Source organism: Azospirillum sp. HJ39, assembly GCF_041507355.1.
GTDB classification, from domain to species: Bacteria; Pseudomonadota; Alphaproteobacteria; order Azospirillales; family Azospirillaceae; genus Azospirillum; species Azospirillum thiophilum.
The window spans coordinates 2,149,616-2,172,300 of the sequence record NZ_CP167911.1 but is presented as its reverse complement, the minus strand read 5'-3'; the positions used below and the strand labels follow the sequence as shown (position 1 = coordinate 2,172,300).

Annotated in this window: 23 protein-coding genes; 6 read left to right on the top strand and 17 right to left on the bottom strand. The window is 68.8% G+C overall.

What is annotated here, in order from left to right:
* Window positions 1–70 precede the first annotated feature (70 nt).
* From ABMY26_RS23600 to epsC, 4 genes are all read right to left on the bottom strand, one after another.
* Window positions 71–742, bottom strand: a complete 672-nt coding sequence (locus ABMY26_RS23600) for a molecular chaperone DnaJ (protein ID WP_372397056.1) — start codon at window positions 740–742, stop codon at window positions 71–73.
* A gap of 218 nt (window positions 743–960) precedes the next feature.
* Window positions 961–2,109: a cysteine desulfurase family protein gene (locus ABMY26_RS23595; protein WP_372397055.1), complete on the bottom strand. Its 1,149-nt coding sequence runs from the start codon at window positions 2,107–2,109 to the stop codon at window positions 961–963.
* A 25-nt stretch (window positions 2,110–2,134) separates the two neighbouring features.
* On the bottom strand, window positions 2,135–2,620 hold the full coding sequence (locus ABMY26_RS23590) for an Rrf2 family transcriptional regulator (protein ID WP_045580653.1): 486 nt from the start codon (window positions 2,618–2,620) through the stop codon (window positions 2,135–2,137).
* Window positions 2,617–3,411, bottom strand: coding sequence for a serine O-acetyltransferase EpsC (gene epsC / locus ABMY26_RS23585; protein ID WP_372397054.1), 795 nt, complete (start codon window positions 3,409–3,411; stop codon window positions 2,617–2,619). The genes ABMY26_RS23590 and epsC overlap by 4 nt, the downstream gene beginning before the upstream one ends.
* Window positions 3,412–3,705: 294 nt before the next feature.
* Between epsC and ABMY26_RS23580 the strand changes: the two genes are divergently transcribed.
* Complete coding sequence (locus tag ABMY26_RS23580) at window positions 3,706–4,368, top strand: alpha/beta hydrolase (RefSeq protein WP_045580651.1); 663 nt, start codon at window positions 3,706–3,708, stop codon at window positions 4,366–4,368.
* 100 nt (window positions 4,369–4,468) lie between these two features.
* Here the strand turns inward: ABMY26_RS23580 and ABMY26_RS23575 are convergent, their stop codons facing one another.
* From ABMY26_RS23575 to ABMY26_RS23545, 7 genes are all read right to left on the bottom strand, one after another.
* Complete coding sequence (locus ABMY26_RS23575) at window positions 4,469–4,873, bottom strand: DUF2155 domain-containing protein (RefSeq protein ID WP_372397053.1); 405 nt, start codon at window positions 4,871–4,873, stop codon at window positions 4,469–4,471.
* 136 nt (window positions 4,874–5,009) lie between these two features.
* A complete protein-coding gene (locus tag ABMY26_RS23570; protein ID WP_372397052.1) occupies window positions 5,010–5,225 on the bottom strand; it encodes a hypothetical protein in 216 nt (71 codons plus the stop codon).
* 111 nt (window positions 5,226–5,336) lie between these two features.
* A complete protein-coding gene (mlaD, locus tag ABMY26_RS23565) occupies window positions 5,337–5,852 on the bottom strand; it encodes an outer membrane lipid asymmetry maintenance protein MlaD (protein WP_045580648.1) in 516 nt (171 codons plus the stop codon).
* Between the two features lie 91 nt (window positions 5,853–5,943).
* Window positions 5,944–6,336 carry an NADH:ubiquinone oxidoreductase subunit NDUFA12 gene (locus tag ABMY26_RS23560; RefSeq protein WP_372397051.1) on the bottom strand — a complete coding sequence of 131 codons (393 nt, stop codon included), beginning with the start codon at window positions 6,334–6,336 and terminating at the stop codon, window positions 5,944–5,946.
* A 135-nt stretch (window positions 6,337–6,471) separates the two neighbouring features.
* On the bottom strand, window positions 6,472–6,870 hold the full coding sequence (locus tag ABMY26_RS23555) for a hypothetical protein (RefSeq protein WP_372397050.1): 399 nt from the start codon (window positions 6,868–6,870) through the stop codon (window positions 6,472–6,474).
* A 10-nt stretch (window positions 6,871–6,880) separates the two neighbouring features.
* Window positions 6,881–8,134, bottom strand: coding sequence for an MFS transporter (locus ABMY26_RS23550; RefSeq protein WP_372397049.1), 1,254 nt, complete (start codon window positions 8,132–8,134; stop codon window positions 6,881–6,883).
* Between the two features lie 109 nt (window positions 8,135–8,243).
* Window positions 8,244–9,185 (bottom strand): LysR family transcriptional regulator, encoded by a 942-nt coding sequence (locus ABMY26_RS23545; protein ID WP_372397048.1) that lies wholly within the window; start codon window positions 9,183–9,185, stop codon window positions 8,244–8,246.
* Window positions 9,186–9,316: 131 nt separating this feature from the next.
* Between ABMY26_RS23545 and ABMY26_RS23540 the strand changes: the two genes are divergently transcribed.
* Complete coding sequence (locus ABMY26_RS23540) at window positions 9,317–9,805, top strand: NUDIX hydrolase (RefSeq protein ID WP_372397047.1); 489 nt, start codon at window positions 9,317–9,319, stop codon at window positions 9,803–9,805.
* On the opposite strand, the gene ABMY26_RS23535 is transcribed toward ABMY26_RS23540, so the two are convergent.
* The 4 genes from ABMY26_RS23535 to ABMY26_RS23520 all read right to left on the bottom strand — a co-directional run bounded on the left by ABMY26_RS23535 (window position 9,738) and on the right by ABMY26_RS23520 (window position 13,359).
* Window positions 9,738–10,622, bottom strand: coding sequence for an EAL domain-containing protein (locus ABMY26_RS23535; protein WP_372397046.1), 885 nt, complete (start codon window positions 10,620–10,622; stop codon window positions 9,738–9,740). The genes ABMY26_RS23540 and ABMY26_RS23535 overlap by 68 nt on opposite strands.
* Window positions 10,623–10,880: 258 nt before the next feature.
* The gene (ychF, locus tag ABMY26_RS23530; protein WP_372397045.1) at window positions 10,881–11,981 is read right to left on the bottom strand and encodes a redox-regulated ATPase YchF; all 1,101 of its coding nucleotides are present in this window, start codon (window positions 11,979–11,981) and stop codon (window positions 10,881–10,883) included.
* Between the two features lie 118 nt (window positions 11,982–12,099).
* Window positions 12,100–12,672, bottom strand: a complete 573-nt coding sequence (gene pth, locus ABMY26_RS23525; RefSeq protein ID WP_372397044.1) for an aminoacyl-tRNA hydrolase — start codon at window positions 12,670–12,672, stop codon at window positions 12,100–12,102.
* A 90-nt stretch (window positions 12,673–12,762) separates the two neighbouring features.
* Window positions 12,763–13,359 carry a 50S ribosomal protein L25/general stress protein Ctc gene (locus tag ABMY26_RS23520; RefSeq protein ID WP_372397043.1) on the bottom strand — a complete coding sequence of 199 codons (597 nt, stop codon included), beginning with the start codon at window positions 13,357–13,359 and terminating at the stop codon, window positions 12,763–12,765.
* 252 nt (window positions 13,360–13,611) lie between these two features.
* Between ABMY26_RS23520 and ABMY26_RS23515 the strand changes: the two genes are divergently transcribed.
* Window positions 13,612–14,097: a hypothetical protein gene (locus ABMY26_RS23515; protein WP_372397042.1), complete on the top strand. Its 486-nt coding sequence runs from the start codon at window positions 13,612–13,614 to the stop codon at window positions 14,095–14,097.
* A gap of 102 nt (window positions 14,098–14,199) precedes the next feature.
* Here ABMY26_RS23515 and ABMY26_RS23510 read toward each other — a convergent pair whose 3' ends face one another.
* Together ABMY26_RS23510 and hisS are read right to left on the bottom strand one after the other, a co-directional pair.
* Window positions 14,200–17,256 carry a transglycosylase domain-containing protein gene (locus tag ABMY26_RS23510; protein WP_372397041.1) on the bottom strand — a complete coding sequence of 1,019 codons (3,057 nt, stop codon included), beginning with the start codon at window positions 17,254–17,256 and terminating at the stop codon, window positions 14,200–14,202.
* A 95-nt stretch (window positions 17,257–17,351) separates the two neighbouring features.
* The gene (gene hisS / locus ABMY26_RS23505) at window positions 17,352–18,701 is read right to left on the bottom strand and encodes a histidine--tRNA ligase (protein ID WP_372397040.1); all 1,350 of its coding nucleotides are present in this window, start codon (window positions 18,699–18,701) and stop codon (window positions 17,352–17,354) included.
* Window positions 18,702–18,903: 202 nt separating this feature from the next.
* On the opposite strand from hisS, the gene ABMY26_RS23500 reads away from it, so the two are divergent.
* From ABMY26_RS23500 to ABMY26_RS23490, 3 genes are all read left to right on the top strand, one after another.
* Complete coding sequence (locus tag ABMY26_RS23500; RefSeq protein WP_372397039.1) at window positions 18,904–19,458, top strand: hypothetical protein; 555 nt, start codon at window positions 18,904–18,906, stop codon at window positions 19,456–19,458.
* Between the two features lie 200 nt (window positions 19,459–19,658).
* A complete protein-coding gene (gene pyrC, locus ABMY26_RS23495; RefSeq protein WP_372397038.1) occupies window positions 19,659–20,714 on the top strand; it encodes a dihydroorotase in 1,056 nt (351 codons plus the stop codon).
* Between the two features lie 47 nt (window positions 20,715–20,761).
* A complete protein-coding gene (locus ABMY26_RS23490; RefSeq protein WP_372397037.1) occupies window positions 20,762–22,678 on the top strand; it encodes a tetratricopeptide repeat protein in 1,917 nt (638 codons plus the stop codon).
* Window positions 22,679–22,685: the final 7 nt, after the last annotated feature.

Below are 22,685 nucleotides of genomic sequence, written 5' to 3'. Positions count from 1 at the left end.
GGTTGATCGGGGGGTGATCCGGAACGGCGACCAATGGGGATCGTCCGGCCGCGGCGGTCAGGGATGCGGCTCAGTGGTGCGGCTGGGTCCGGGCGGCGCGGCGGGCGCGGGCATCGGCGGCCAGTGTCTCCAGCCGCTCCAGCCGGGCCAGGATGCGGGCCGCGCCATCCAGCGCGTTGCCATCGGCCGGGCCTGTGCCCTGCGCCTTGCGGAAGGCCGGCGGCAGGTATTTTATGCAGGCCTCGACCCGCTGGCCCAGGTCCAGCCCGATCCGATCCAGTTCCGGCGCGTCGCCGGCCCGGGCCAGCCGGGCGGCGAGGTCGGCGATCTCCTCGTCCTCGTCGTCGGTGACGGGCGTGCCGCCCAGCAGGGCGAGCAGCGCATGGGCGCGGCGGATCGGGTCGCGCAGCACCTCGTAGGCGTCATGCAGCGCATCGGCCTGCGCCTTGGCATTGGCCTGCTGGCGCGGGCCGCGGGCGGCGAAGCGTTCCGGGTCCATGGCGCGTGAGAAACCGGCATGCTGCTTCGCCAACTGGTCCAGGTCGATGTCGAAGCGCCGTTCCAGCCCGAGCCGGGTGAAGGGGTCGAGCGGCCGGGGCGGCTGCGCGGCGCCGCAGGCATGGCAGAACAGCGCGCGCGGGGCAACCGAGCGGCCGCAGGCGCCGCAGGGCTCCAGATCGCCGGCGATGCTGCCGGAAATGCCGCCGCTGTTGCCGGGCGGGCCGGATTTGGAACGGGTCATGCGCGGTCCGTCAAAACGCCAGAGGGATCGGTCGATGAGATCGATTGTCCGACAGGAGGCCACGGCCGCCGATCGGCGGGCCTTCCGCGGGGTCATACCCAGAAGCCGCATCCGGCGCAATGCGCGAATGCGGACTTGCCGGGTGGAAGACAGAAGGTCGCGCGGCATTCGCCCCGGAGCCGGAGGCCGTGTCGGCAGCGGGGTTGCCGGCGGAGTTCTCAGCCATTTGCGGGCATGCTTCGCCGGGCCATCGCGGTCCAGGCGGCCAGGAAACGGTCCACCGCCTCGTCGTCGCTGCTCCAGCCGAGGCTGACCCTGATCGTGCTGGCGGCGGACCGTTCGTCTTCGCCCATCGCCGCCAGCACATGGGAGGGCTTCACCTTGCCGCTGGAACAGGCCGACCCGGCGCTGACCGCCACCCCGGCGAGGTCGAGCGTCATCACCTGCGTTTCGCCCGGCAATCCGGGCAGCATCAGGCAGCTGGTGTTGGCGACCCGTTCCGCGCCGGCGCCCATCACGCGGGCCTGCGGCACGGCCGCCAGCGCCTCCCGCTCCAGCCGGTCGCGCAGGGACGCGAGGTCCGCCGCCGTCTTCCCCGCCACGGCCGGCTCGTCCAGCGCCAGCCGCGCCGCCGCGCCGAAGCCGACGATGCCCAGCAGGTTCTCGGTGCCGGCGCGTTTGCGCCGCTCCTGACCGCCGCCGCGGATCAGTGCCTCGGGCTCCAGCCCGTCGGCCAGGATCAGGGCACCGATGCCGGCGGGGCCGCCCAGCTTGTGGGCCGACAGCGTCATCAGGTCGGCGCCGAGAGCGGGCAGGGACAGCGGCAGCCGCCCGGCGGCCTGCACCGCGTCGCAATGGATCAGCGCGCCATGGGCGCGGGCGATCCGTGCGGCGTCGGCCACCGGCTGGATCACCCCGGTCTCGTTGTTCACCAGCATCAGCGAGACCAGCGCCGGCCGGCCTTCGGCCAGCCGCCGGTCCAACTGGTCGAGGTCGGCGGTGCCGTCGCGGGTCACGCCGAAACGCAAGGCGTCCGGACAGGCGGCCAGCACCGACTCATGCTCGATGGCGGAGGTCAGGACAGGGCGGCCGGGGAAGCCGCGCAGGGCGAAGTTGTTCGCCTCCGTTCCGCTGCCGGTGAACAGCACCTGGGCCGGCTTGGCGCCGACGAGCGCGGCGACGGCTGTGCGCGCCTCGTCCACCGCGCGGCGGGCGCTGCGGCCGAACGCATGCACGGAGGACGGGTTGCCGACCAGATCCATCGCCTGGACCATCGCAGCCTTCACCTCCGGCTTCAGCGGAGTGGTGGCGTTGTGGTCCAGATAGATGCCGGTGCGGCCGAACGCGATGCCGAATGAAGCGGTCACTTTGCAGGCTTGTCCGGGTCCGGTGTCATTCCGCGGCGACGGCGGCGCCGGTTTCGGCGGGAGCGGGCGGCCGCAGCAGGTTCAGGCCGCTGGTGCCGATGATCCGCCGCTCGACCACGTCGGCCACCGTGACCGAGCTGAGATACATATGGATCTGGTTGCCCAGCTCTTCCCACAGATCGTGGGTCAGGCAGCGCGAGCGGTTGGTGCGGCAGCCCTGGGGCGTGCCGTTGGCGCAGCGCGTGGTGCGGATCGGCTCGTCGACGGCCAGGATGATGTCGGACACCCGGGTTGCGTCGGCCGGATGGGCCAGCAGATAGCCGCCGCCGGGGCCGCGCACGCTCTTCACCAGCCCGCCCTTGCGCAGCTTGGCGAAGAGCTGTTCCAGGTAGGACAGGGAGATCTCCTGCCGCTCCGCGATGTCGGCCAGCGCGACGGGGCTGCCCTGGCTGGTCGCGGCCAGATCGACCATCGCCATCACGGCATAGCGTCCCTTGGTGCTGAGTCTCATCGCGCTTCTCCTTGTGCGTCCTGCATCCCGCCATTGCGGGACGCCACCGTCTCGATCGGTGCGTGGGGGGAAAGAGGGAGGGAATGGGGGGGAAGGGCAGGCCGGCCGGCCTCCAGCTCGCCGATGCGGGCCTGCAGGGCCGTCACCTGGTCGAGCAGGCCGGACAGCGCGCGGGCCACCGGGTCGGGGATGTCGCCGCAGGGCGTGCCGTAGGGCAGGAACGCCCCGGTCTCCGCCCGGTCGCGCGGAGCGACCGGCTTCGCCGGGATGCCGACCACGGCGGTGCCGGCTGGCACGTCGGCCACCACCACGGCGTTGGCGCCGATGCGGGCGCCGCGTCCGACGGTGATGGCGCCCAGGATCTTGGCGCCGGCGCCGACGATCACGCCGTCGCCCAGCGTCGGATGGCGCTTGCCCGGGTTCAGCGAGGTGCCGCCCAGAGTGACGCCGTGATAGAGCATGACGTCGTCGCCGATCTCGGCTGTCTCGCCGATCACGACGCCCATGCCGTGGTCGATGAAGAAGCGGCGGCCGATGGTGGCGCCGGGGTGGATTTCGATGCCGGTCAGCGTGCGGGCGATCTGCGACACCAGCCGGGCGGTCAGAAGCCATCCGGCGTCGCGGCAGCGCCGGGCGATGCGGTGAAGCAGGATCGCGTGCAATCCGGGGTAGCACAACGCCACCTCCACACGGGAGCGTGCCGCGGGGTCGCGTGCCATGATCCCGTCGATCTCTTCGCGAAGATGCTTGAACACGCCGTCACCCGCCGTGGTATAGTCCGCCGCTCTCATCGGCCGCCCGCGCCAGGCATCGGCCGGTCGGAACCTTTCGGTTCCGGACCGGAAGGTCCCGCCGGCGCCAGGGCCGATCGGGCTAGTCAGGCGGGTTGCCCCGGAGGACGTTACGACGCATATATGATGACCGAGCAAAACGGTCAAGAATTGTGTGCGGAAAACCCCACTCCAAGGCGGGAAAATCCATGACGGGCCGGGAGGCCCTTGCGCCGGGGCGGCTGCCGGATGATATCCGGTTCGTCGCTGCGGCGCTCCCAACAACCCTTTGTCCGCGTCAGGAACGTCGTTCCCATGCCTGAAGTGCTCTTCAACGGTCCCGCCGGTCGCCTGGAAGGCCGTTACACCCATGGCACACAGCCGAACGCCCCGGTCGCGCTGCTGTTGCATCCGCACCCGCAGCACAATGGGACGATGAACAACAAGGTGGTCTTCACCCTGTTCCAGTCCTTCACGAAGCGCGGCTATTCCGCCCTGCGCTTCAACTTCCGCGGCGTCGGGCGCAGCCAGGGCACCTACGACAAGGGGGAAGGCGAACTGGCCGATGCGGCGGCGGCGCTCGACTGGCTGCAGACCTACAACCCGAACGCGCCGCTGTGCTGGATCGGCGGCGTGTCGTTCGGCGCCTGGATCGGCATGCAACTGCTGATGCGCCGGCCGGAGATCGACGGCTTCGTCTCGGTTTCGCCGCCGGCCAACCTGTTCGACTTCTCGTTCCTGGCGCCGTGCCCGTCCTCGGGCCTGATCATCCACGGCGACAAGGACGAGGTGGTGCCCCAGGCCGCTGTGAGCAAGCTGGTGACCAAGCTGTCGCACCAGAAGGATATCCGCATCGACCATCGCGTCGTCCCCGGCGCCAGCCACTTTTTCGTCAACCGCACCGACGACCTTGCGGTGCAGGTGGACGATTATCTGGGCAAGGCGCTGGGCAATCCGGTCGCCGCCGTTGCGGAATGACGGTGCCGGCCCGGTGATGTCCCCGGGGCCACATGACGGGTGCTGCTGAAGAGCCAGGGCGCCGGCCAAGGCAGCTTTGCCCTGGTCGGCGCAGTGTTGCCTACTGCTCGCAGCCCAATACCCAGACGTCGTAGATCGGGTTCTCCATCGCCGACAGGGCGGGGCTCGAGGCGAACATCCAGCCGCTGAAGGCCTGCTCCGCCTGTTCGCCCGGCTTGATCTCCACCACCTCGAGGAAGGCGGCGGATTCGGGCGTCTCGATGGGCGGATTCTCGCGGCAGGCGCGCAACGTGATGCGCAGGCTGCCCATCGCCTTCGTCTCTCCCACCTTGATGGCGAAGGTCGATGTGCGGGCGGTCACCTTGTCCAGCCATTGCAGTTTGGCGGCCGGCTGCTCGATCATCTGGCTCGGGACCGGGGCCGCATGAACGGCCAGCGGCGCCAACACCGCCGCGGCGGCCATCAGGCAAGCGGATCTCTGGAAAAAGCTCGGGAGTCTCGTCACGTCGGATCGCTTCCGTTGTTGCGGACGGCGCCCCGGCCTGCCGGGGCAATGCCGGGTCGCCCCGCCTTCTATCCCGGAAGGTGGGGTGGCGTCCAGGGGCCGGCAACGCCGGAGTGACCTGTGTCGGGCGGGTGGTTCAGCGCGTGGCGGTGCTGCGCGAGGCCGGGGCGCTGTAGGTTGAGCCGCTGCCGCTCTGTTGTTCGCGCTCTCCGATCGCCTGGGTCGCCGCACCCATGCCGGCACCGGCGGCTGCACTGCCCAGCCCGGCGCTGGCCGGCTTCTCCTCCATGCCGTTGCCGCAGGCAGCGGTCGCCAGGACCAGTCCGAACGCGGCCAATAGGGATGGGCGCATCGCATTTCCTCCCGCTTCGTGGTCCGGCGACGCCGCCTCGGCATCGCCATGGGACCGGGAGGAACGCTTGAGCGTGGGCGTGGGTTCCGGGCGCTGGCGCCGATTGCCCGGCTACAGCTTCGGCGGCTGGGCCGGGGCCTGCGAGGAGGATTGGCCGCCGGCGGACTGGTCGGCCGGCTTGCTCATGCTCTGCAGCGAGAAGATGACCTGGCCCAGGAGCTGTTCCAGGCCCGGCGTGCTCTGGGTGAATTCGATCTTGCCGTTCGGCTTGATCAGGTCGGGATCGCCGCCCGGCTCCAGCGACAGGAACTTGCCGCCCAGCAGACTTTCCGAGGCAATGACCGCGGCGGTGTCCCTGGGCAGCTTCACCGAATTGTCGACCGACAGATGCACGACCGCCTGATAGCTGGTCGGATCGAGCGTCAGCCCGGTGACCGTGCCGACCTTCACGCCGCTGATGCGCACGTCGGCGCCGCTCTGCAGGCCGGTGATGCTGCTGAAGTTGGCGGTGATGTCATACCCCTGCACCTTGCGCAGGTCGGCGCTTTTGTAGGCGAAGGTAAGGAACACGGCTGCCACGGCGAGCACGACGCCGCCCAGCACGGTTTCGATCACATTCCGGCGCATGAGGCTATCCTGCTGCGAGTTCCCGAATCGAAACCCGGCCCGAAACGGGCCGGGTTTTCCACTCTGACGTGACGGTCAGGCCTGACGGAGCTCAGTTCGGTGACCAGGGCTCGTAGTCGCCGCTGGCCGGCACCCGCTGGCCACCGGCCAGCACATGGCCGGGCGGGCGGTAGGCCTGGACCGAACCGGACAGGTTCGGCAGATGCTCCTTCTGCCACGGCTTGTGGAAGGCGCTCGACCCCTCGGGCAGCGGCTCCCTGGTGGTGTGGTGCAGCCAGCCATGCCATTCCGGCGGGATCTTCGATGCGTCGGGCTCGCCGGCATAGAGCACCCAGCGGCGCTCGCGCGTGCCGGGCTGGGTGTCCTTGCTGCGGTAATAGACGTTGCCGAAGCGGTCGCTGCCGACCTTGGCGCCCCGACGCCACGTGACGTAACGGATGTGGATGTTCGCCAGTTTGGTGAACAGGGAGATCGGCTCGCTCATCGTCGCTCACGAATTCCGGAGTCTGGCCCCGCCGAAACGGGGCTGGTCGAATGCGGGCCGCACTATGACACCGCAAGCGCCGCACGTCCACCGTTGGTGACGCCCACGCTCGCCCGCTCTTGCGGAAAGGGGTGGCTATTGCAGGCGGGTGGCGGCGATCCGGGCGGTGTCGACCGGGGTGGCGGTGCAGCCGCCCAGCGTCGGGCCGACCGGAAGCTCGCCGAAGGCGGCCAGCGCCCCCTCGGCCTTCAGCCGGCCGACGAAGCCGGGTTCCACCCCACGGGCGACCCAGGCGAATCCGAGCCAGGTGGGGCGTACCGGCTCGCCCCCCGCCCGCACCATCGCCGCCAGCGCCTCGTCGTCGCCGGTGCCGGGGCTGAAGACCGCCAGCATCAGCCCGTCGGTCGTGTCCGGCAGGGCGGCCCGTTGCAGCGACAGCCCCATCAACCCCGCCCACACCAGCAGAATGCCGCCCAGCAGCGCCGCCGCAAGGCCGTGGCCGATCGGGAGGGGGGAGGAGGGGCCGTCGCTCATGCCGTCCATCCTACGCCTTCGCCTCCGCTGCCGCCAGCGACGGCGCGGGCTTTTCGGCGATCGGCCAGTGGATGATGGTCGCGAACATGGCCAGCGCCACGCCCAGCCACCACACCACGTCATAGGATCCGGTGCGTTCGTACAGCACCCCGCCCAGCCAGACGCCGAGGAAGCCGCCGACCTGATGGCTGAAGAAGGCGAAGCCGTAGAGCGTGCCCATGTAGCGCGTGCCGAACATCAGCGCGACCAGACCGGAGGTCGGCGGCACGGTGGACAGCCACAGCAGGCCCATCACCGCGGCATAGGCGATCACCGTCACCGGCGAGATCGGCAGCAGGATGAAGGCGGCGGTGGCGATCCCGCGCGAGAAATAGTTGGCGCACAGCAGGTAGCGCTTGCTCATCTTGCCGGCCAGCACGCCCGACGCGTAGGAGCCCATGACGTTGAACAGCCCGATCAGCGCCAATGCCCAGGCGGCCAGCGACGGGCTGATCCCGGCGGCGGTCAGGTAGGGCGGCAGATGGGTGGTGATGAAGGCCAGCTGGAAGCCGCAGACGAAGAAGCCGGCGACCAGCAGCACATAGCTGCGGTGCTGGAAGGCTTGGCGCACCGCGGCGACGTAGCCGATGTTTGCGCCGGTCACCGCCGGCACGCCGCCGGCCGCCATGCCCTTGGGGCCTGGGAAGACCCCGGCCAGCAGCGGCACCGCGATCATCGAGGCCGCCATCAGCATCAGGGCGGTCTGCCAGCCGAAGCCGGCGATGAAGGCCTGGCCCATCGGCGCGAACAGGAACTGCCCCATCGATCCGGCGGCGGTGGCGATGCCGACCGACCAGCTGCGCTGTTCCGGCGGCAGCAGCCGGGTGAAGCCAGCGATGATGATCCCGAAGGACGCGCCGGACAGCCCGAGCCCGATCAGCACGCCGGCCGTCAGGTACAGCTCGACGCTGGTTTCGGCATAGGGCATCAGCGCCAGCCCGGCGGCATAGAGCAGTCCGCCGCCGGCAAGCACCGGGGCAGGGCCGTAGCGGTCGGTCAGAGCCCCGGCGAAGGGGCCGCCGGCCCCCCACAGGATGTTCTGGATAGCCATCGCCAGCGCGAAGACGTCGCGGCCCCAGCCACGGGTTTCCGACAGCGGACCGATGAACAGCCCCATGCTCGACCGCGGCCCGAAGGCCAGCATCGAGATCAGGCAGCCGCAGATGACGACGAGTGCCGGTGTCCTCCAGGAGGACGGCGCCGGTTTGGGGGTGGCGGTGGTCAAGGCGTCCTCCCGGATGCTGCCGGCTTTGCGCGGCGTGCTTATGGAACCGATGTGCAGCCGACGATAAGCGGCCATCGATAGTTCGACAAATTCATAATCGGCAAGCGGGTCATTCCGCAGCGGAATGCAGGGCTGCGATGCGCCCGATCCGCCGGCCGGCGTCGAGCTGGCGCCGCAGCGCATCCTCCAGCCGGTCGAACACCGGCGCGATGCGGCCCGGTGTCCGGGCCTGGACCAGCCAGATCGTGACCGACATCCGCAAATCCGGCAGATCGACCGGCTGCACCGTCGCCGCGGCCGGGATCGGGGCGATCAGTCCCATCGGCGCCAGCCCGAATCCCACGCCGCGGGCCACCAGCCCCACCAGCAGGCTCTGGTCATAGGCCTCGACCGTCACGTTCGGCTGCAGGCCGAGCGGCGCCAGCGCCTGCTGCAGCGCGTTGCGGTAGCGGCAGCCGTTCGGTTGCAGCACCCAGCCGCGCGCATTCATCGCGGCCAGGCTCACGGCAGGGCTGCCGCCCGTGCAATTGTCGGGGGCGGCGATGACGCTGACCGGCTCGACCCCGATGCGGCGGGCGGGCAGGTCGTCGGGCGGTTCCTGCTCCTCGCACAGCAGGACCAGCGCGCCATCGAGCGCACCGCTGCGGACCTGATCGATCAGCGGGCCGCTCCAGTCGGATTGCAGCCGCAAGGTCAGGCCGGGAAAGCCGGCGCGCAGGTCGTCCAGCGGACGCCCGGCCGCCAGCGCGATCAGCACATGCGCCACCCCCAGCCGCAGCGGCCCGCGCGGCTCGGCCGATCCGGCGAAGGCATCGCTGAAGTCGCTCGTCGCCGCCAGGATGCGCCGGGCGTGGCCCAGCGCCAGTTCCCCGTCGCGGGTCAGTACCAGCGGTTTGGTCTGGCGGTCGAACAGGGTGACGCCGAGCTCGGCTTCCAGCCGCTGGATCAGCCGGGACACCGCAGATTGGGTCAGCCCCAGCCGGTTGCCGGCCTCCTGGACCGATTGCGCATCGGCCACGGCGATGAAGGTGCGGATCTCGTTGAGCTTCATGGGCCGCCATGATGACCGGGGGAGCGACGCGGCGCAGTGCAGTTGCCTTGGCGTCTGGCGTCCGAGTGTCGGACCGCGCTAACCTCGGGTCAAGCCATCGCCGGGTCGATCCATCGATTAGGGGACCATCCATGACCAGTCCGTCCGCCGACCGTTCCAGCCGCGAATATCCCGACCGTCCGTGGGTCGGGGTCGGGGCCGTCGTCTGGCGCGGAGACCGGGTGTTGTTGATCCGGCGGGGCAAGGCGCCGCGGCTGGGACAGTGGAGCCTGCCGGGTGGCGCCCAGTCGGTGGGGGAGACCGTGTTCGAGACTGCAGTGCGCGAGGTGCGCGAGGAAACCGGGCTGGAGATCGTGCCGACCGGCATCGTCACCGTGGTCGACGCCATCACTCCCGATGCCGATGGGCGCGTCCACTACCATTACACACTGGTCGAGGTGGCGGCGGAGAGCGCGGAGGGCGACCCGGTCTGCGCCGACGATGCGCTGGAGGCCTGCTGGGCGACCGCCGACGAGGCCGGGGAGCTGACGGAATGGGACGAAACCCGGCGGGTCATCCTGATGTCGGCGGCCCAGCGCTTGGCCCCGCGCCCAGCCCAGGAAAATCCGGGTCGGCGATGAGGGGCCGCCCGGCGAGGAAATCCGCAATCCCGTCCACCGTCAGCGGGCGTGACAGCCAATAGCCCTGCAGCGTGTCGCAGCGATAGGCCTGCAGGTAGGTGCGCTGCTCGGGCGTCTCCACCCCTTCCGCCACCACGCCCAGCCCCAGCGCATGGGCCAGCGCGACCACCGCCTGGACGATGGCGGCGGCGTCGCGATCCTCGACCATCGCCTGGACGAACTGCTTGTCGATCTTCAGAGCCTCGACCGGCACCCGCCGCAAGGTCGCCAGCGACGACCAGCCGGTGCCGAAATCGTCCAGCACCAGCCTTATCCCGGCGCCGCGCAGGTGCAGCAGGGCCTCGCGCGCCTCGGCGGCCTGGCTGAACAGGGCGGTTTCGGTCAGCTCCAGCTTCAGGTTCGCCGCCGGCAGGCCGGTGTCGGCCAGCACCCCCAGCACCTTGCGGACCAGCCCGGGATCGTCGAGCTGCCGGGCCGATAGGTTCACCGACACCGGTGCATCCGTGATCCCGGCGTGCAGCCAGTCCGCGGCGGCGGCACATGCCGTCCGCAAGGTCCATTCGCCCAGCAGGTGGATGGCCTCGCCCTGTTCGGCCATCGGCACGAAGACGTCGGGGGGCAGCATGGTCCCGTCGGACAGGCGCCAGCGCGACAGCGCCTCGAACCCGGTCAGGCGGTTGGTGAAGACATCGGCCTGCGGCTGGTAGACCAGGGACAGCTCCCGCCGCTCGATGGCGTCGCGCACCCGCTCCGCAAATCCGGCCCCGGATGCCTCCGGTGTTTTGGACCCGTTCGCCGTCGCGTGCGTGTTCGCCACCGTCAGCCCCCTCCCGACAACCGTCCCGTGGCCTGCCCCGGCATGGCGGCCATGGGGGCATAACAACCACAGGGTCGGTTTGTTAACCATGTCGCGAAAGAGCTTGACGAATTTTATATGGTTACGAAAGAGTTAACATTACTGGCCGGGTGACAAGAAAGAGGCGAAGCGCTGCCTCTGCCGGGGCCCGTCGGGGGAGGGGCGCCACGCCCGTTTTCCCCCTGTCCGGGCCGGCCGGGCAGCGGCTACCCCCCGATTTCAGACGTTGAAGCGGAAGTGGAAGATGTCGCCGTCCTGGACGACATATTCCTTGCCTTCCTGGCGCATCTTGCCGGCGTCCTTCGCCCCCTGCTCGCCGCCCAGCGTGACGAAGCTGGTATAGTCGATGGTCTCGGCGCGGATGAAGCCGCGCTCGAAGTCGGTGTGGATGACACCGGCAGCCTCCGGGGCCTTGGCGTTCCGGCGCACGGTCCAGGCGCGCGTCTCCTTCGGGCCGACGGTGAAGAAGGTGATCAGGTCCAGCAGCTTGAAGCCGGCGCGGATCAGCTTGTTCAGGCCGGTTTCCTCCAGCCCCATCGATTCCAGGAACTCGGCCTTCTCGGCCGGGTCGGAGAGCTGGGCGACCTCGGATTCGATGGCGGCGGAGATGACGACGACCTCGGCATTCTCGGCCTTGGCCTTTTCGGCGACCCTGGCGGAGAAGTCGTTGCCGGTGGCGGCCGAGGCCTCCTCGACGTTGCAGACATAGAGCACCGGCTTGTCGGTCAGCAGCATGAACTGCTTGAACACCGGCCGCTCGTCGTCCGACAGCTCGACCACGCGGGCGGGCTTGCCGTCCTGGAGCACCTTCAGGGCGCGTTCCATCAGGTCGGCCTTGACCTTGCTGTCCTTGTCGCCGCCCTTGGCCTTCTTCTGCAGGCTGGTCAGCTGGCGTTCCAGGCTTTCCATGTCGGCGAGCATCAGCTCGGTCTCGACCACCTCGGCATCGCGCAGCGGATCGACATTGCCCTCGACATGGGTGATGTCGTCGTCCTCGAAGCAACGCAGCACATGGACGATGGCGTCGACCTCGCGGATGTTGGCGAGGAACTGGTTGCCCAGCCCTTCACCCTTCGACGCGCCGCGGATCAGGCCGGCGATGTCCACGAATTCCAGCTGGGTCGGGACGACCTTCTGCGACTTGGCGATTTCGGCCAGCTTGTCCTGCCGCGGGTCGGGCACGCCGACGCGGCCGACGTTCGGCTCCTTGGTGCAGAAGGGGAAATTCGCCGCCTCGGCCGCCTGGGTGGCGGTCAGCGCGTTGAAGAGGGTCGACTTGCCGACGTTCGGCAGGCCGACGATGCCGCAATTGAAGCCCATGGGTTGGGTGCTCGCCGTCGGAAATTATCTGGAATTGAGGCGCTTTATCCTACGCCGGGGGGCAAAGCGCAAATGCCAAGTGGAGGAGTGCGGGGAAGCGGACGTCCACCCGGCCTTCCTACTTGCCCTGCGTCGCCACCGTCACCTTGTTCATGAACAGCTCGGGCTGGCCGTCGACGATCAGCGGCAGATTGTCGGACACGGCGTCGAGCAGCGGGTCGATCCAGTCCCGGTCGGCCTTGGCGAAGTCGTGCAGGACATAGCCGCTGACCAGATCCTTGTTGCCGGGATGGCCGATGCCCAGCCGGATGCGCCAATACTCCTTGCCGATATGCGCGTCGATGGAGCGCAGGCCGTTGTGGCCGCCATGGCCGCCGCCCTTCTTCACCCGGATTTTGCCGGGCGGCAGGTCGAGCTCGTCATGGATGACCACCACATTCTCGGGCTTCAGCTTGTAGAACTGCATGGCCGCCACCACCGACTGGCCGGACAGGTTCATGAAGGTGGCGGGCTCCAGCGCCAGAACCTTGTCGCCGGCGACTGTGCCCTCGGCGGTCTGGCCCTGGAAGCGCTTCTTCCACGGCGTGAAGCGGTGGCGCTGGGCGATGGTCTCCACCGCCATGAAACCGATGTTGTGACGGTTGCGGGCATACTCGTTGCCGGGGTTGCCCAGTCCGACCAGAAGCAGCATGTCCCTCACCCTTTGGAAGGCAGTCTCCACAAACGAAGCGGGGGGCCGAAGCCCCCCGCTGTACCCATCCTCGAAGAACGGACGCTCCGATCAGGAAGCGGCGTTCTCGTCCGACTTCAGGCCCGACGGGGCAACGATGGTCGCGATGGTGAAATCGCGGTCGGTGATCGTCGAGGTCACACCCTCCGGCAGCTTGACCGCCGAGATGTGGATCGAGTCGCCGACATCGAAGCCCTCGCACGACACGGTGATGTGCTCGGGGATGCTGTCGGCCGGGCAGCTCAGCTCCAGCTCGTGACGGACGATGTTCAGGACGCCGCCGCGCTTCAGGCCGGCCGACTTGTCCTGGTCGGCGAACTCGACCGGAACCTGCACGTTGATGCGGGTGTCGGACGACACGCGCAGGAAGTCGACATGCAGCGGGAAATCGGTCACCGGGTGGAACTGCACGTCGCGCGGCAGGACGCGGTGGGCGGCGCCGTCGACGGTCACGTCGAACAGGTGGGTGAAGAAGCCCGGCTGATGCAGGACGCGGGTGAACTCGAACTTCTCGAGCGAAATGGTCAGGGGAGCCTGCTTGCCACCGTAGATGACGGCCGGAATGCGGCCGTCACGGCGGGTCTGGCGGGCGGTCCCCTTGCCGGCCCGTTCGCGCGTCTCAGCGCCGAGCGGAATGATCTTGGTCATGACGATGCTCCAAAACGAAAAGGGCGCCGGCCTCCAGGGGTGCCGACGCGTGCGCGGTGTCCTTAAGGCAATCGGGGGGGCGCGTCAAGGGGAACGCGTTTCAACATTTTTCAAGCTTGAGAAAGGCAAGTCGGCAGTAGATCCGCACAATAACATCTCTTACCATGGTGGTGGAGCGCTCCGATAAAGCCTCGGGCAGGCGAAATTTATGCGCATCACCATCTCTGGGTGCGGCCGATTTGGAGGAAAAAAATGCAAAATGATGCGGTTGTTGCGGACTTAAAAAAAGTTGCCGGAGTTATGGATACTAAGAATATCACCCGGGAAGAAGGTAGGAAGATCATTGATCTTGCAGGGCAGGGACGTCTTAGAAGGGAACATGTAAAATTTCTAATGGAAAACTTCCCACAATTTGTAGAGCTGGCAAGAGAATCCGTCCAATCCTTCAAAGCTGTGGCAGAAGCAGCTTCCAAATCGCAACTTTCTGGAATTGAAGCTATAAAATCTAGTATCGACACTCAGTCAAAGGCGATAGAGAGTTTGTTAGGCTATATGGACTCTGAGGAGACTCGGAATATTGTTTCCGGAGCTATTGTGGATTTGGCAAAATGTAGTGGTGAAATGGCCAAGTCTCTAGAAAAAATGAACGAAAGTAATAACGATTTTTGGAAGGATGCGATGAAGATCGGCGCTGTAAGTGTTATTGCGGTTGCCGCTGTATTTAAGATTTTCAGGTAGGTTTTCGTGCATAGAAAAATATTTCAGCTGAGGCCGTAAATGAATAAATAGAAAGACCATCTGCTGGATGGCGATCTCGAAAGATATAGATGTGTTCGCCAATTACAGCCCGGTCGGCGGCATTCCGGTGTCGGCGGTCCGCGTGACGCCCTGGTCGATCAGCGGCTGGAGCGCCGGGGCGAGGCTCTTCAGCAACTGGGCGGGCAGGGCGCTGGTGAAGCGGTAGTCGTCGGCCTCCGGTCCATGGACGAAGGCGGTCATGGTGCCGAAGAAGCGGTCGCCGATGTAGAAGACGAAGGTCGCGGTGCGGTTGACCGCCTTGGACTCCAGCAGAACACCGCCCGGCCCCCAGCGGTCCAGCCGGTGGTCGCCGGTGCCGGTCTTGCCGCCCATCGGCACCGGTGCCCCTGCCGCATCCTTGAACGACCCCCAGACGCGCTTGGCGGTGCCGTTCTGCGCCACGTCCATCAGGGCGCGGCGCAACGTGGCGCAGACCTCCGGGTGCAGCACGCGCTCGCCCTTCAGCGGCCCCAGCCCCAGCTTCGCCTCATAAGGGGTATCGGCGGCGAAATGCAGAGAGCGGATCTTCACCGTCGGCTGGCGCACCCCGTCGTTCAGGATCAGCCCCATCAGTTCCGCCAGCGCCGCCGGGCGGTCGGCCGAGCTGCCGATCGCGGTCGCCAGCGACGGCACCAGCGTCTCGAAGGGGTAGCCGACGCTGCGCCATTGCGCGGTGATGCGCTGGAACGCCTCCTCCTCCAGCCCGATGCGGATGCGGGTGTTCTGTGCCGCCATGCCCTTCTTGAACAGCCAGCGGTAGCTTTCCTGCCGTTCGTCGGCGCTGGCGGCCAGCACCTCGGTCCGCTTGGCGCCGGGATGCTCCTGGAGATAGGCGACCAGCCACAGCTCCAGCGGATGGACGCGGGCGAGATAGCCCAGGTCGTTCAGCGGGAAGCGGTCCGGCCCGTATTTGGCGTAGAGCGCCGACAGCTCGCCGTCGGACAGCGCCGCCCCCGGCAGGCGCCCGCGCAGGAAGGCGGAGAACTCCGCCAGCCCGGCCTTGGGCCGCACGGTGCGGAAGATCACCGCCAGCCGGTGCGGCACCGGGCGCGAGCGCGTCGCCAGCCGGGCCAGCGCCTCGTCCGGGCTGCGCTTGCGGTAGTCGTTGTAGAAACGGTTGAGGAAGTCCGATCCCTCGCGGTCGGCGAAGCGGGCGAGATAGGCCTGGCGTGCCGGATGGTCGGGGGTGCGCAGGATGTCGGCGCCGTCGTCGGCCCCTTCGTCCATGTAGAACTGCACGATGTCGCGCATCAGCCGGATGAAGGGCAGGTTGACGCTGTTGCGCAGCGCGTCCTGCACCGACATGATCCGGCCGTTGTCGTCCTTGTTGAAGTTCACGAAGCTGTGCTGGCCGCCGCCGGTGAAGAATACCTCGCCCGGGCTGGCGGAATAGCGCCGCTCCATCGCCGCGCCCAGCATGGCCGGCAGGCGGCGGTCGGGGGCCGAGGCCAGCCAGGAGGTCGCCCAGCGGGTCAGGGTGTCCGACGCCTCGTCGCCGACGTCGGTCAGCAGCTCCTTCGGCAGATGGGCGTAGCGGCTGTGCAGCTCGGCCAGGATTTCCAGATACGTGACCAGCGTGCGCAGCTTGGCGGTCGATCCCAGGTCCAGCTTCGCCCCGTCGTTGATGTCCAACGGCTGGTCGAGATTGTCGGCCTGGACGCGCAGGTAGTTGGCCTCGGGTCCGCGCTCGTACAGCGCGATCGAATAGACCAGCTTCGACAGGTCGTTGTTGCGGGCATCCAGCAGCCGCTCGCCGGTCAGCCCCATCGAGCGGGCGAAATCCGGCTCGTTCAGCCGGCCCAGCACCTCGACCACCCGGGCCTGCGTCCCGGCATCCAGTGTCGATTGCGCGGTGAGGTCGAGCCGGTCGAGCTGGTAGAGGCTCGGCACCCCCAGCATGCCCAGCAGCCGGGCGCGGATGGCGTTGGTCGCCTTCTGCTCGACGAAGGAGGTGGCGGGTGCCGGCGGCGCGTCCTCGCGGAAGGCGAGCGGGATGGCCAGCGCCGCGTCGCGCAGCGCCGGGTCGATCACCCCGGCCTGCGCCAGCGCCCGCAGATGGGCGTCGGCCAGCCGGTCGAGCGCCGGCCGGTCCTGGATCAGGTAATGGGATGGCCGCCGCTGCGCCAGCAGCAGCGCCAGCACCTGCTTGTAGGCCAGCGCCTTCAGCCGCAGGGTGCGGGGCTCCACCGCGGGCTCGGCCAGCACCCGCTTGGCGATGGCGAGGTCGGTGCCGAACCATGCCCACAGCCCGTCGCCCAGCCCGTTGACCTCGCCATAGCCCGGCCTCGCCGTCAGCGGGGTCGAGTTCAGGTAATCGACCAGGATGTGCCGCCGCGCCTCGCTGGTGTCCTCGCCGTCGCGATAGGCGCGGATGCTGGCCGACATCATCTGGCGCAGCTTCTCCACGCTGCCGGTGGTCTGGCCGTCCGGCGAATGGCGGTACTTCTCGATCTGGGTGGCCAGCGTCGAGCCGCCGGGGGAGCGCTGGCCGGACCGGATCGCCTGCAAGGGCAGCATCGCCACCGCCGCGCCGAATCGGTCCCACTCCACTGCCGGGTTGCGGCGCGGCTCGTCCTCATCCAACAGCTCGCGGTTCTCGATGAACAGCAGCGTGTCGGCGACCAGCTTCGGCACGTCGTCGAAACCGTCGAACACCCGTTCGGGATAGCGCGCCGCATACATGGTGGCGCCGTTGCGGTCGAGCAGGGTCAGCCCGCCCTGCGTCTTTTCCCGGTAGATGGGAAAGCCGCCGCCGGCCATGAAGCGGTCGAGCGCCGGGGACAGAACCGCCTGCCGTTCGATGGCGTAGAGGTCGCGGGTCAGCGCGTCGAGCTGGCCGGGCAGGGCGGTGTAGCCCAGCCGCTCATTGTACGGCCCGTGCTTGGGATAGCGCGCCTGCGGGTTCGGGCCTTCGCGCAAGGACACGGTCATCGACTGGGCGGCGCCGGACAGCAGCCGGGCCTGGAGGCGGGACGTCTCCATCTCCCGCCAGCCGGCATAGCCGGCGGCGGCAAGCGTGACGGCCAGCGAGACGCCGACCACCGCCCGCCGCGTCCAGCGCCCTGCCAGCGCCACCTTGCGAACCCACGCCGTCGCCATACCGGATGCGTGTCCCCTGCCGCCCGACCCACGATGTCGGTGTCGGCCGGAACGGTAGGGGAGTCATGGTTAACAGGCGGTTTAAGCCAGAGCCTTCACCCTTCCAGCAGCGCCTTTGCCCGCACCGCCAGCTCGGGCAGCGGAACCTCGACCTGTTCGCCCTTGACCAGATGCTTCAGCGTCGCGGTGCCGCGTGCCTTCTCGTCGGAGCCCATCAGCAGCACGACCGGGATGCCGGCGCGGTCGGCATATTTCATCTGCTTGGCGACCTTGCCGCCGTCCAGCTGGATTTCCGTGTTGATGCCGGCGGCGCGCAGCTCGCTGGCCATGCGGAAATAATCGGCGGACAGCGACGGGTCCATCTGCGTCACCAGCACCTGCGCGGTGGGGGCGGCGTCCTTGATGATGCCAGCCTCCATCAGCTGGTAGAACAGCCGGGTGGCGCCGATGGAGATGCCGACGCCCGGCAGCTTCGACTTGGTGTAGTGGCTGGCCAGATTCTCGTAGCGCCCGCCCGAGCAGACCGAGCCGATGCCGGGATGGTCGTTCAGGAAGGTCTCGTAGACAGTGCCGGTGTAGTAGTCGAGGCCGCGCGCGATGGCGAGGTTGATGCGGACGACGCCGTCCGGCACCTGGAAGGCGGTCAGCCCGTCGATGACGGTGGTCAGCTCGCCGACGCCCTCGCGGAAGGTGGCGTTCTCGATGTCGAGCGCGCCCAGTGCCGCCAGCGTCTCGGCGTTGCTGCCCTCCATGGCGATCAGTGACAGGATGGTGTCGGCGGCATGCTCGGTCACGCCGAGGCCCAGCAGGCTGGCACGCACCTTGTCGCGGCCGATCTTGTCCAGCTTGTCGATCTCGCGCAGCACCAGCACGCGGGCCTCGGCGTCGGCGACGCCCAGCCCGTCCAGCAGGCCGAGCAGGATCTTGCGGTTGTTCACGTTGATGGTGAAGCCGCCGAAATCCAGCTCGCTGAAGACGTGGTGGATGACCGCCGGGATCTCGGCGTCGTAATGGGCGGACAGGCTGTCCTTGCCGATCACGTCGATGTCGCACTGGTAGAATTCGCGGAAGCGCCCGCGCTGCGCCCGCTCGCCGCGGTAGACCCGCTGGATCTGGTAGCGGCGGAAGGGGAAGGCGAGGTCGCGCTCATGCTCCGCCACATAGCGGGCGAGCGGCACCGTCAGGTCGAAGCGCAGGGCCAGCTCGGGTTTGTGGCCCTGCTGGATCGCGCCGGTCGACTGCACGAAATAGACCTGCTTTTCCGTCTCGCCGCCCGACTTGGTCAGCAGCGTGTCCACCGTCTCGAACACCGGGGTCTCGACGGGGACGAAGCCGAACCGCTCGTAACCGCGGCGGATGGTGTCCAGCATGCGCTGGAAAGCCACCTGCTGGCGCGGCAGCAGCTCCATCGTTCCGGGCGGGGTGCGGGGCGTGATCAGGCTCATCGGGATGGTCCGGACTGGATGGGAAAAGCGTGGGTTTTCTAGCCCCTTTCGCCGGCCCCGTCACCTGCGCCCAAAACCGGCAGGAAAATTTTAGGGGCAGGTCGAAAATTTTTTGGAAGGGCGTGGAATGAACGGAAGCGGCGCCGCGTTCATCTAAGCACGATCCCGCACCGAGGATCGCTCATCAAAACGGAGAAACCAAATGTCCGGCACCGTCTTTGGGTCGCGTATCCGCTCGTCCGTTTCGACCTTTGCGTTTGTCGCCCTGATGGCGACGGCCCCCGTGCTGAGCGCGGGCGCCACGACGGTCGCTCCGGCCGCTCCGGCCACGTCCGCCCCCGCCGCGACGACCGACTCCACCACCGCCACGCCTGCGCCGAAGGCCGAACAGAAGGCCGACGGCAAGGCCATGACCAAGACCGAAGCCACCAAGACCGAGGGCACCAAGACCGAAGCCGCCAAGCCGAAGCACGATCAGGTCGCCGCGACCCCCAAGGCCGAAGTGACCAAGACCCAGGCCGATGCCGTCGCCAAGGAACTGGGTGCCAAGCCGACCGAACAGCTCCCGCTCCAGCTCGGCAAGTACCATGAGCAGATCCTGGCCGCCCACGCGCTGAAGGACAGCGCCGCCCGCGACAAGGCGGTTGCCGAGGCCCGCCAGCAGCTGACCGCCATCGGTGGCAAGCCGGTGACCGCCGAGCAGGCCGCCAAGATCGACGGCATCCTGGGCGTCAAGACCTCGACCGTCATCCAGTAAAGCAGGGCATCCCGGTACGCCCGCTTGCCGGCCGCGTCCCCCACCCGCCAACGCCGGCCGGCGGGCGGGGGACGCGGCGGCTCGAAGGCGGGACGACGGATCCGGCGTCCGGTCCTGTTGAGATGCGGCGGCGATGGGGCTAGAACGTCTTCCACCCCTATCTCCGCCCCATCGAGCAGCAGCGCCGGGACCCTTTCGCCATGCCGTACGACCGTCTTGTCATCCGCCGTCCCGACGACTGGCACGTCCATCTGCGCGACGGTGCCATGCTGAAGGCGGTGCTGCCCTTCACCGCCCGCCAGTTCGGCCGCGCCATCGTCATGCCGAACCTGAAGCCGCCGGTCGCAACATCCGCCGACGCCGTCGCCTATCGCGGGCGCATCCTGGCGGCCCTGCCCGACGGCGTGGCCTTCACCCCGCTGATGGTGGCCTACCTGACCGACGGCACCGATGCCGCCGACCTGGCGCAGGGCTTCGAGGACGGGGTGTTCGCCGCGGCCAAGCTCTACCCCGCCAACGCCACCACCAACAGCGCCCATGGCGTCACCGACATCGCCCGCCTCGCTCCGGTGCTGGAGCGCATGGCGGAGATCGGCATGCCGCTGCTGATCCATGGCGAGGTGACCGACCAGTCCGTCGACATCTTCGACCGCGAGGCGGTGTTCATCGACAGCATCCTGGCCCCGCTGCTGGAGCGCCATCCCACCCTGCGCGTGGTGCTGGAGCATGTGACGACCTCCGACGCGGTGCAGTTCGTGCGGGCGCATGCGGCGAGCGGGCGCATCGGCGCCACCATCACCGCGCATCATCTGCTGATCAACCGCAGCCACATCTTCCAGGGCGGCATCCGCCCGCACCTCTATTGCCTGCCGATCGCCAAGCGCGAGACCCACCGCGTGGCGCTGGTCGAGGCCGCGACCTCCGGCGAGGGGCCGTTCTTCCTCGGCACCGACACCGCGCCGCACACCGTGACCGCCAAGGAATCCGCCTGCGGCTGCGCCGGCTGCTTCACCGCCGCCAACGCCCTGGAGCTCTATGCCGAAGCCTTCGACGAGGCCGGCGCGCTCGACCGGCTGGAGGCGTTCGCCAGCCTGAACGGCCCGCGCTTCTACGGCCTGCCGGCCAGCGAGGAGCGCGTGGCGCTGGAACGCCGTCCGTCGGTGGCGCCGGACGTGCTGCTGGTCAGCGAGGGCGACGTGGTGCTGCCCTTCCGCAGCGGCGAGACCCTGCGCTGGAGCTTCGCCGGGGCGGTGTGACGCTCCGGAGGATCGGCCCATCGGACAGGCAAGGGACGGAGACGGTCGTGGCGACGGTTCAGGAAGCTCTGCTCATCGCCTTCGACCTTCACCAGGACCGGCGCCTGGACGAGGCCGATGCCATCTACCGCCAGATTCTGGACGCGGTTCCCGGCCATGTCATGGCGCTGCATCTGCGCGGTGTCCTGCTGGGGCAGAGCGGCCGGCTGGACGAGGGCTGCGACCTGATCCGGCAGGCAATCGCCGGCGATGGGACGCGGCCCGATTTCCACACCAACCTCGCCGGCCTGCTGGAGGCGTTGGGCAGGCCGGGCGAGGCGCTGGACCCGATGGTCCGCGCGGCCACGCTCGACCCCACCCGGATCGTCCAGCTCAATGATTTTGCGACGCGGCGCCTGAAGGCGGGCCGGCCGGGCGAGGCCGTGCAGGCGCTCCGGCTGGCGGTCGGGCTGCATCCCCTTGCCGTCGAACTGCGCTGCAACCTGGCCGAGGCGTTGACCGCCGACAAACGCTTCGCGGCGGCGGCGGCGGAGCGCCGCATCGCCCTGCTGCTGGCTCCCGGCGACGCGGAGGCGTTGCGGCTGCTGGGGGAACGCCTCCTGCAAGCGGACAGGCAGGGTGGGCCGGGCGGCGAGGCCGGCCGGCTCCTCCGCCGTGCCCTGCGCCTCGATCCGCTCCATCATGGCGCATGGAACGGGATCGGCAGGCTGCACAAGGATGCCGGAGGGCTGGCGGACGCCCGCCAGGCCTACGAGCGCGGCCTTGCGGTCGATCCGGCGGCGGCGGAATTGTGGAACAACCGCTCGAATGTCCTGAAGGGTCTGGACGATCTGGACGCCGCACTGACCAGCCAAATCCGGGCAGCGGCCTTGCGTCCGGGAGAGGCCGGAATCCGCAGCAACCTCGCCGATGCCCTGCTGCTCGCCGGCCAGCCGGAAGACGCCCTGGCCAACGCGCAGGCGGCGCTGGCGCTGGCCGGCGATCTCGGGGTTGGGGACTCCCGCCTGATCCGCGCCATGGCCCTGCTGAGCATGAGCCGTTTCGACGAGGGATGGGCGGCGTGGGAGGACCGCTGGACCGTTCCGCCCTGGTCCTTCGTGGCCGGCCGTTTCCCGCAACCGGCCTGGACTGGCCGGCCGCTTGGCGGGAACCGGCTTCTGGTCTGGGGCGAGCAGGGGGTGGGGGACGAAATCCAGTTCGCCGGCCTGCTGCCGCTGCTGGTCCGGGCGGGCGTGCGCTGCCTGCTCGAATGCGAGCCGCGGCTGGTCCCGCTGTTCGCCCGTTCGCTGCCGGAGGTGGAGGTGGTCGCGCGCCGTTCGCCCGCCGACCCGCGCCTGACGCAACCGGACATTGCCGCCCCGATCGCCGCGCAAATCCCGGCAGGCAGCCTGCCGCGCCTGCTGGCGGGCGCCGATGGCGTTCCGCGCTCCGCTGCTCCCTATCTGTTGCCCGATGCCGCAAGGGTCGCAAGCCTGCGCGCGGCGGTTCCGGTCGGCACGCTGGCGGTCGGCATCGCCTGGCACACCGTCAACCCCAAATACGGGCGCGGCCGCAATATCCCGCTGCGTGAGCTGGCGCATGCGCTCCACCGGCCCGGCGTCCGCCTCGTCGTCCTGCAATATGGCGACTGGGCGCAGGAGATCGCCGCCCTGGCGGCCGAGGGAATCGACATCGGGGCACCGCCCGGCATCGATCTCCGGAGCGATCTGGACGGGTTGGCCGCGGCTATCGCCGCCACCGACCTCGTGGTCAGCATCGCCAACGTCACCGTCCATCTGGCCGGCGCGCTGGGGCGTCCGACCTGCGCGCTGCTGTCCCACGCCGCCGATTGGCGCTGGCTGCGCGGGCGGACGGACACGCCCTGGTATCCGACCGTCACGCTGTGCCGCCAGTTGGCGCCGAAGGATTGGAGCGTGCCGCTGCGGCTCGCGCGGGAACGGCTGGACGGGTTGGCCGGCGGATAGCCGGCCG

Coding starts and splice junctions, on each gene's coding strand:
- hisS (WP_372397040.1), bottom strand. CDS start 18,701: ATGAGCCTGATCACGCCCCGCACCCCGCCCGGAACGATGGAGCTGCTG.
- ychF (WP_372397045.1), bottom strand. CDS start 11,981: ATGGGCTTCAATTGCGGCATCGTCGGCCTGCCGAACGTCGGCAAGTCG.
- ABMY26_RS23580 (WP_045580651.1), top strand. CDS start 3,706: ATGCCTGAAGTGCTCTTCAACGGTCCCGCCGGTCGCCTGGAAGGCCGT.
- ABMY26_RS23545 (WP_372397048.1), bottom strand. CDS start 9,185: ATGAAGCTCAACGAGATCCGCACCTTCATCGCCGTGGCCGATGCGCAA.
- ABMY26_RS23560 (WP_372397051.1), bottom strand. CDS start 6,336: ATGAGCGAGCCGATCTCCCTGTTCACCAAACTGGCGAACATCCACATC.
- ABMY26_RS23600 (WP_372397056.1), bottom strand. CDS start 742: ATGACCCGTTCCAAATCCGGCCCGCCCGGCAACAGCGGCGGCATTTCC.
- pyrC (WP_372397038.1), top strand. CDS start 19,659: ATGCCGTACGACCGTCTTGTCATCCGCCGTCCCGACGACTGGCACGTC.
- ABMY26_RS23540 (WP_372397047.1), top strand. CDS start 9,317: ATGACCAGTCCGTCCGCCGACCGTTCCAGCCGCGAATATCCCGACCGT.
- mlaD (WP_045580648.1), bottom strand. CDS start 5,852: ATGCGCCGGAATGTGATCGAAACCGTGCTGGGCGGCGTCGTGCTCGCC.
- ABMY26_RS23510 (WP_372397041.1), bottom strand. CDS start 17,256: ATGGCGACGGCGTGGGTTCGCAAGGTGGCGCTGGCAGGGCGCTGGACG.
- ABMY26_RS23555 (WP_372397050.1), bottom strand. CDS start 6,870: ATGAGCGACGGCCCCTCCTCCCCCCTCCCGATCGGCCACGGCCTTGCG.
- ABMY26_RS23570 (WP_372397052.1), bottom strand. CDS start 5,225: ATGCGCCCATCCCTATTGGCCGCGTTCGGACTGGTCCTGGCGACCGCT.
- epsC (WP_372397054.1), bottom strand. CDS start 3,411: ATGAGAGCGGCGGACTATACCACGGCGGGTGACGGCGTGTTCAAGCAT.
- ABMY26_RS23590 (WP_045580653.1), bottom strand. CDS start 2,620: ATGAGACTCAGCACCAAGGGACGCTATGCCGTGATGGCGATGGTCGAT.
- ABMY26_RS23520 (WP_372397043.1), bottom strand. CDS start 13,359: ATGACCAAGATCATTCCGCTCGGCGCTGAGACGCGCGAACGGGCCGGC.
- ABMY26_RS23500 (WP_372397039.1), top strand. CDS start 18,904: ATGTCCGGCACCGTCTTTGGGTCGCGTATCCGCTCGTCCGTTTCGACC.
- pth (WP_372397044.1), bottom strand. CDS start 12,672: ATGCTGCTTCTGGTCGGACTGGGCAACCCCGGCAACGAGTATGCCCGC.
- ABMY26_RS23515 (WP_372397042.1), top strand. CDS start 13,612: ATGCAAAATGATGCGGTTGTTGCGGACTTAAAAAAAGTTGCCGGAGTT.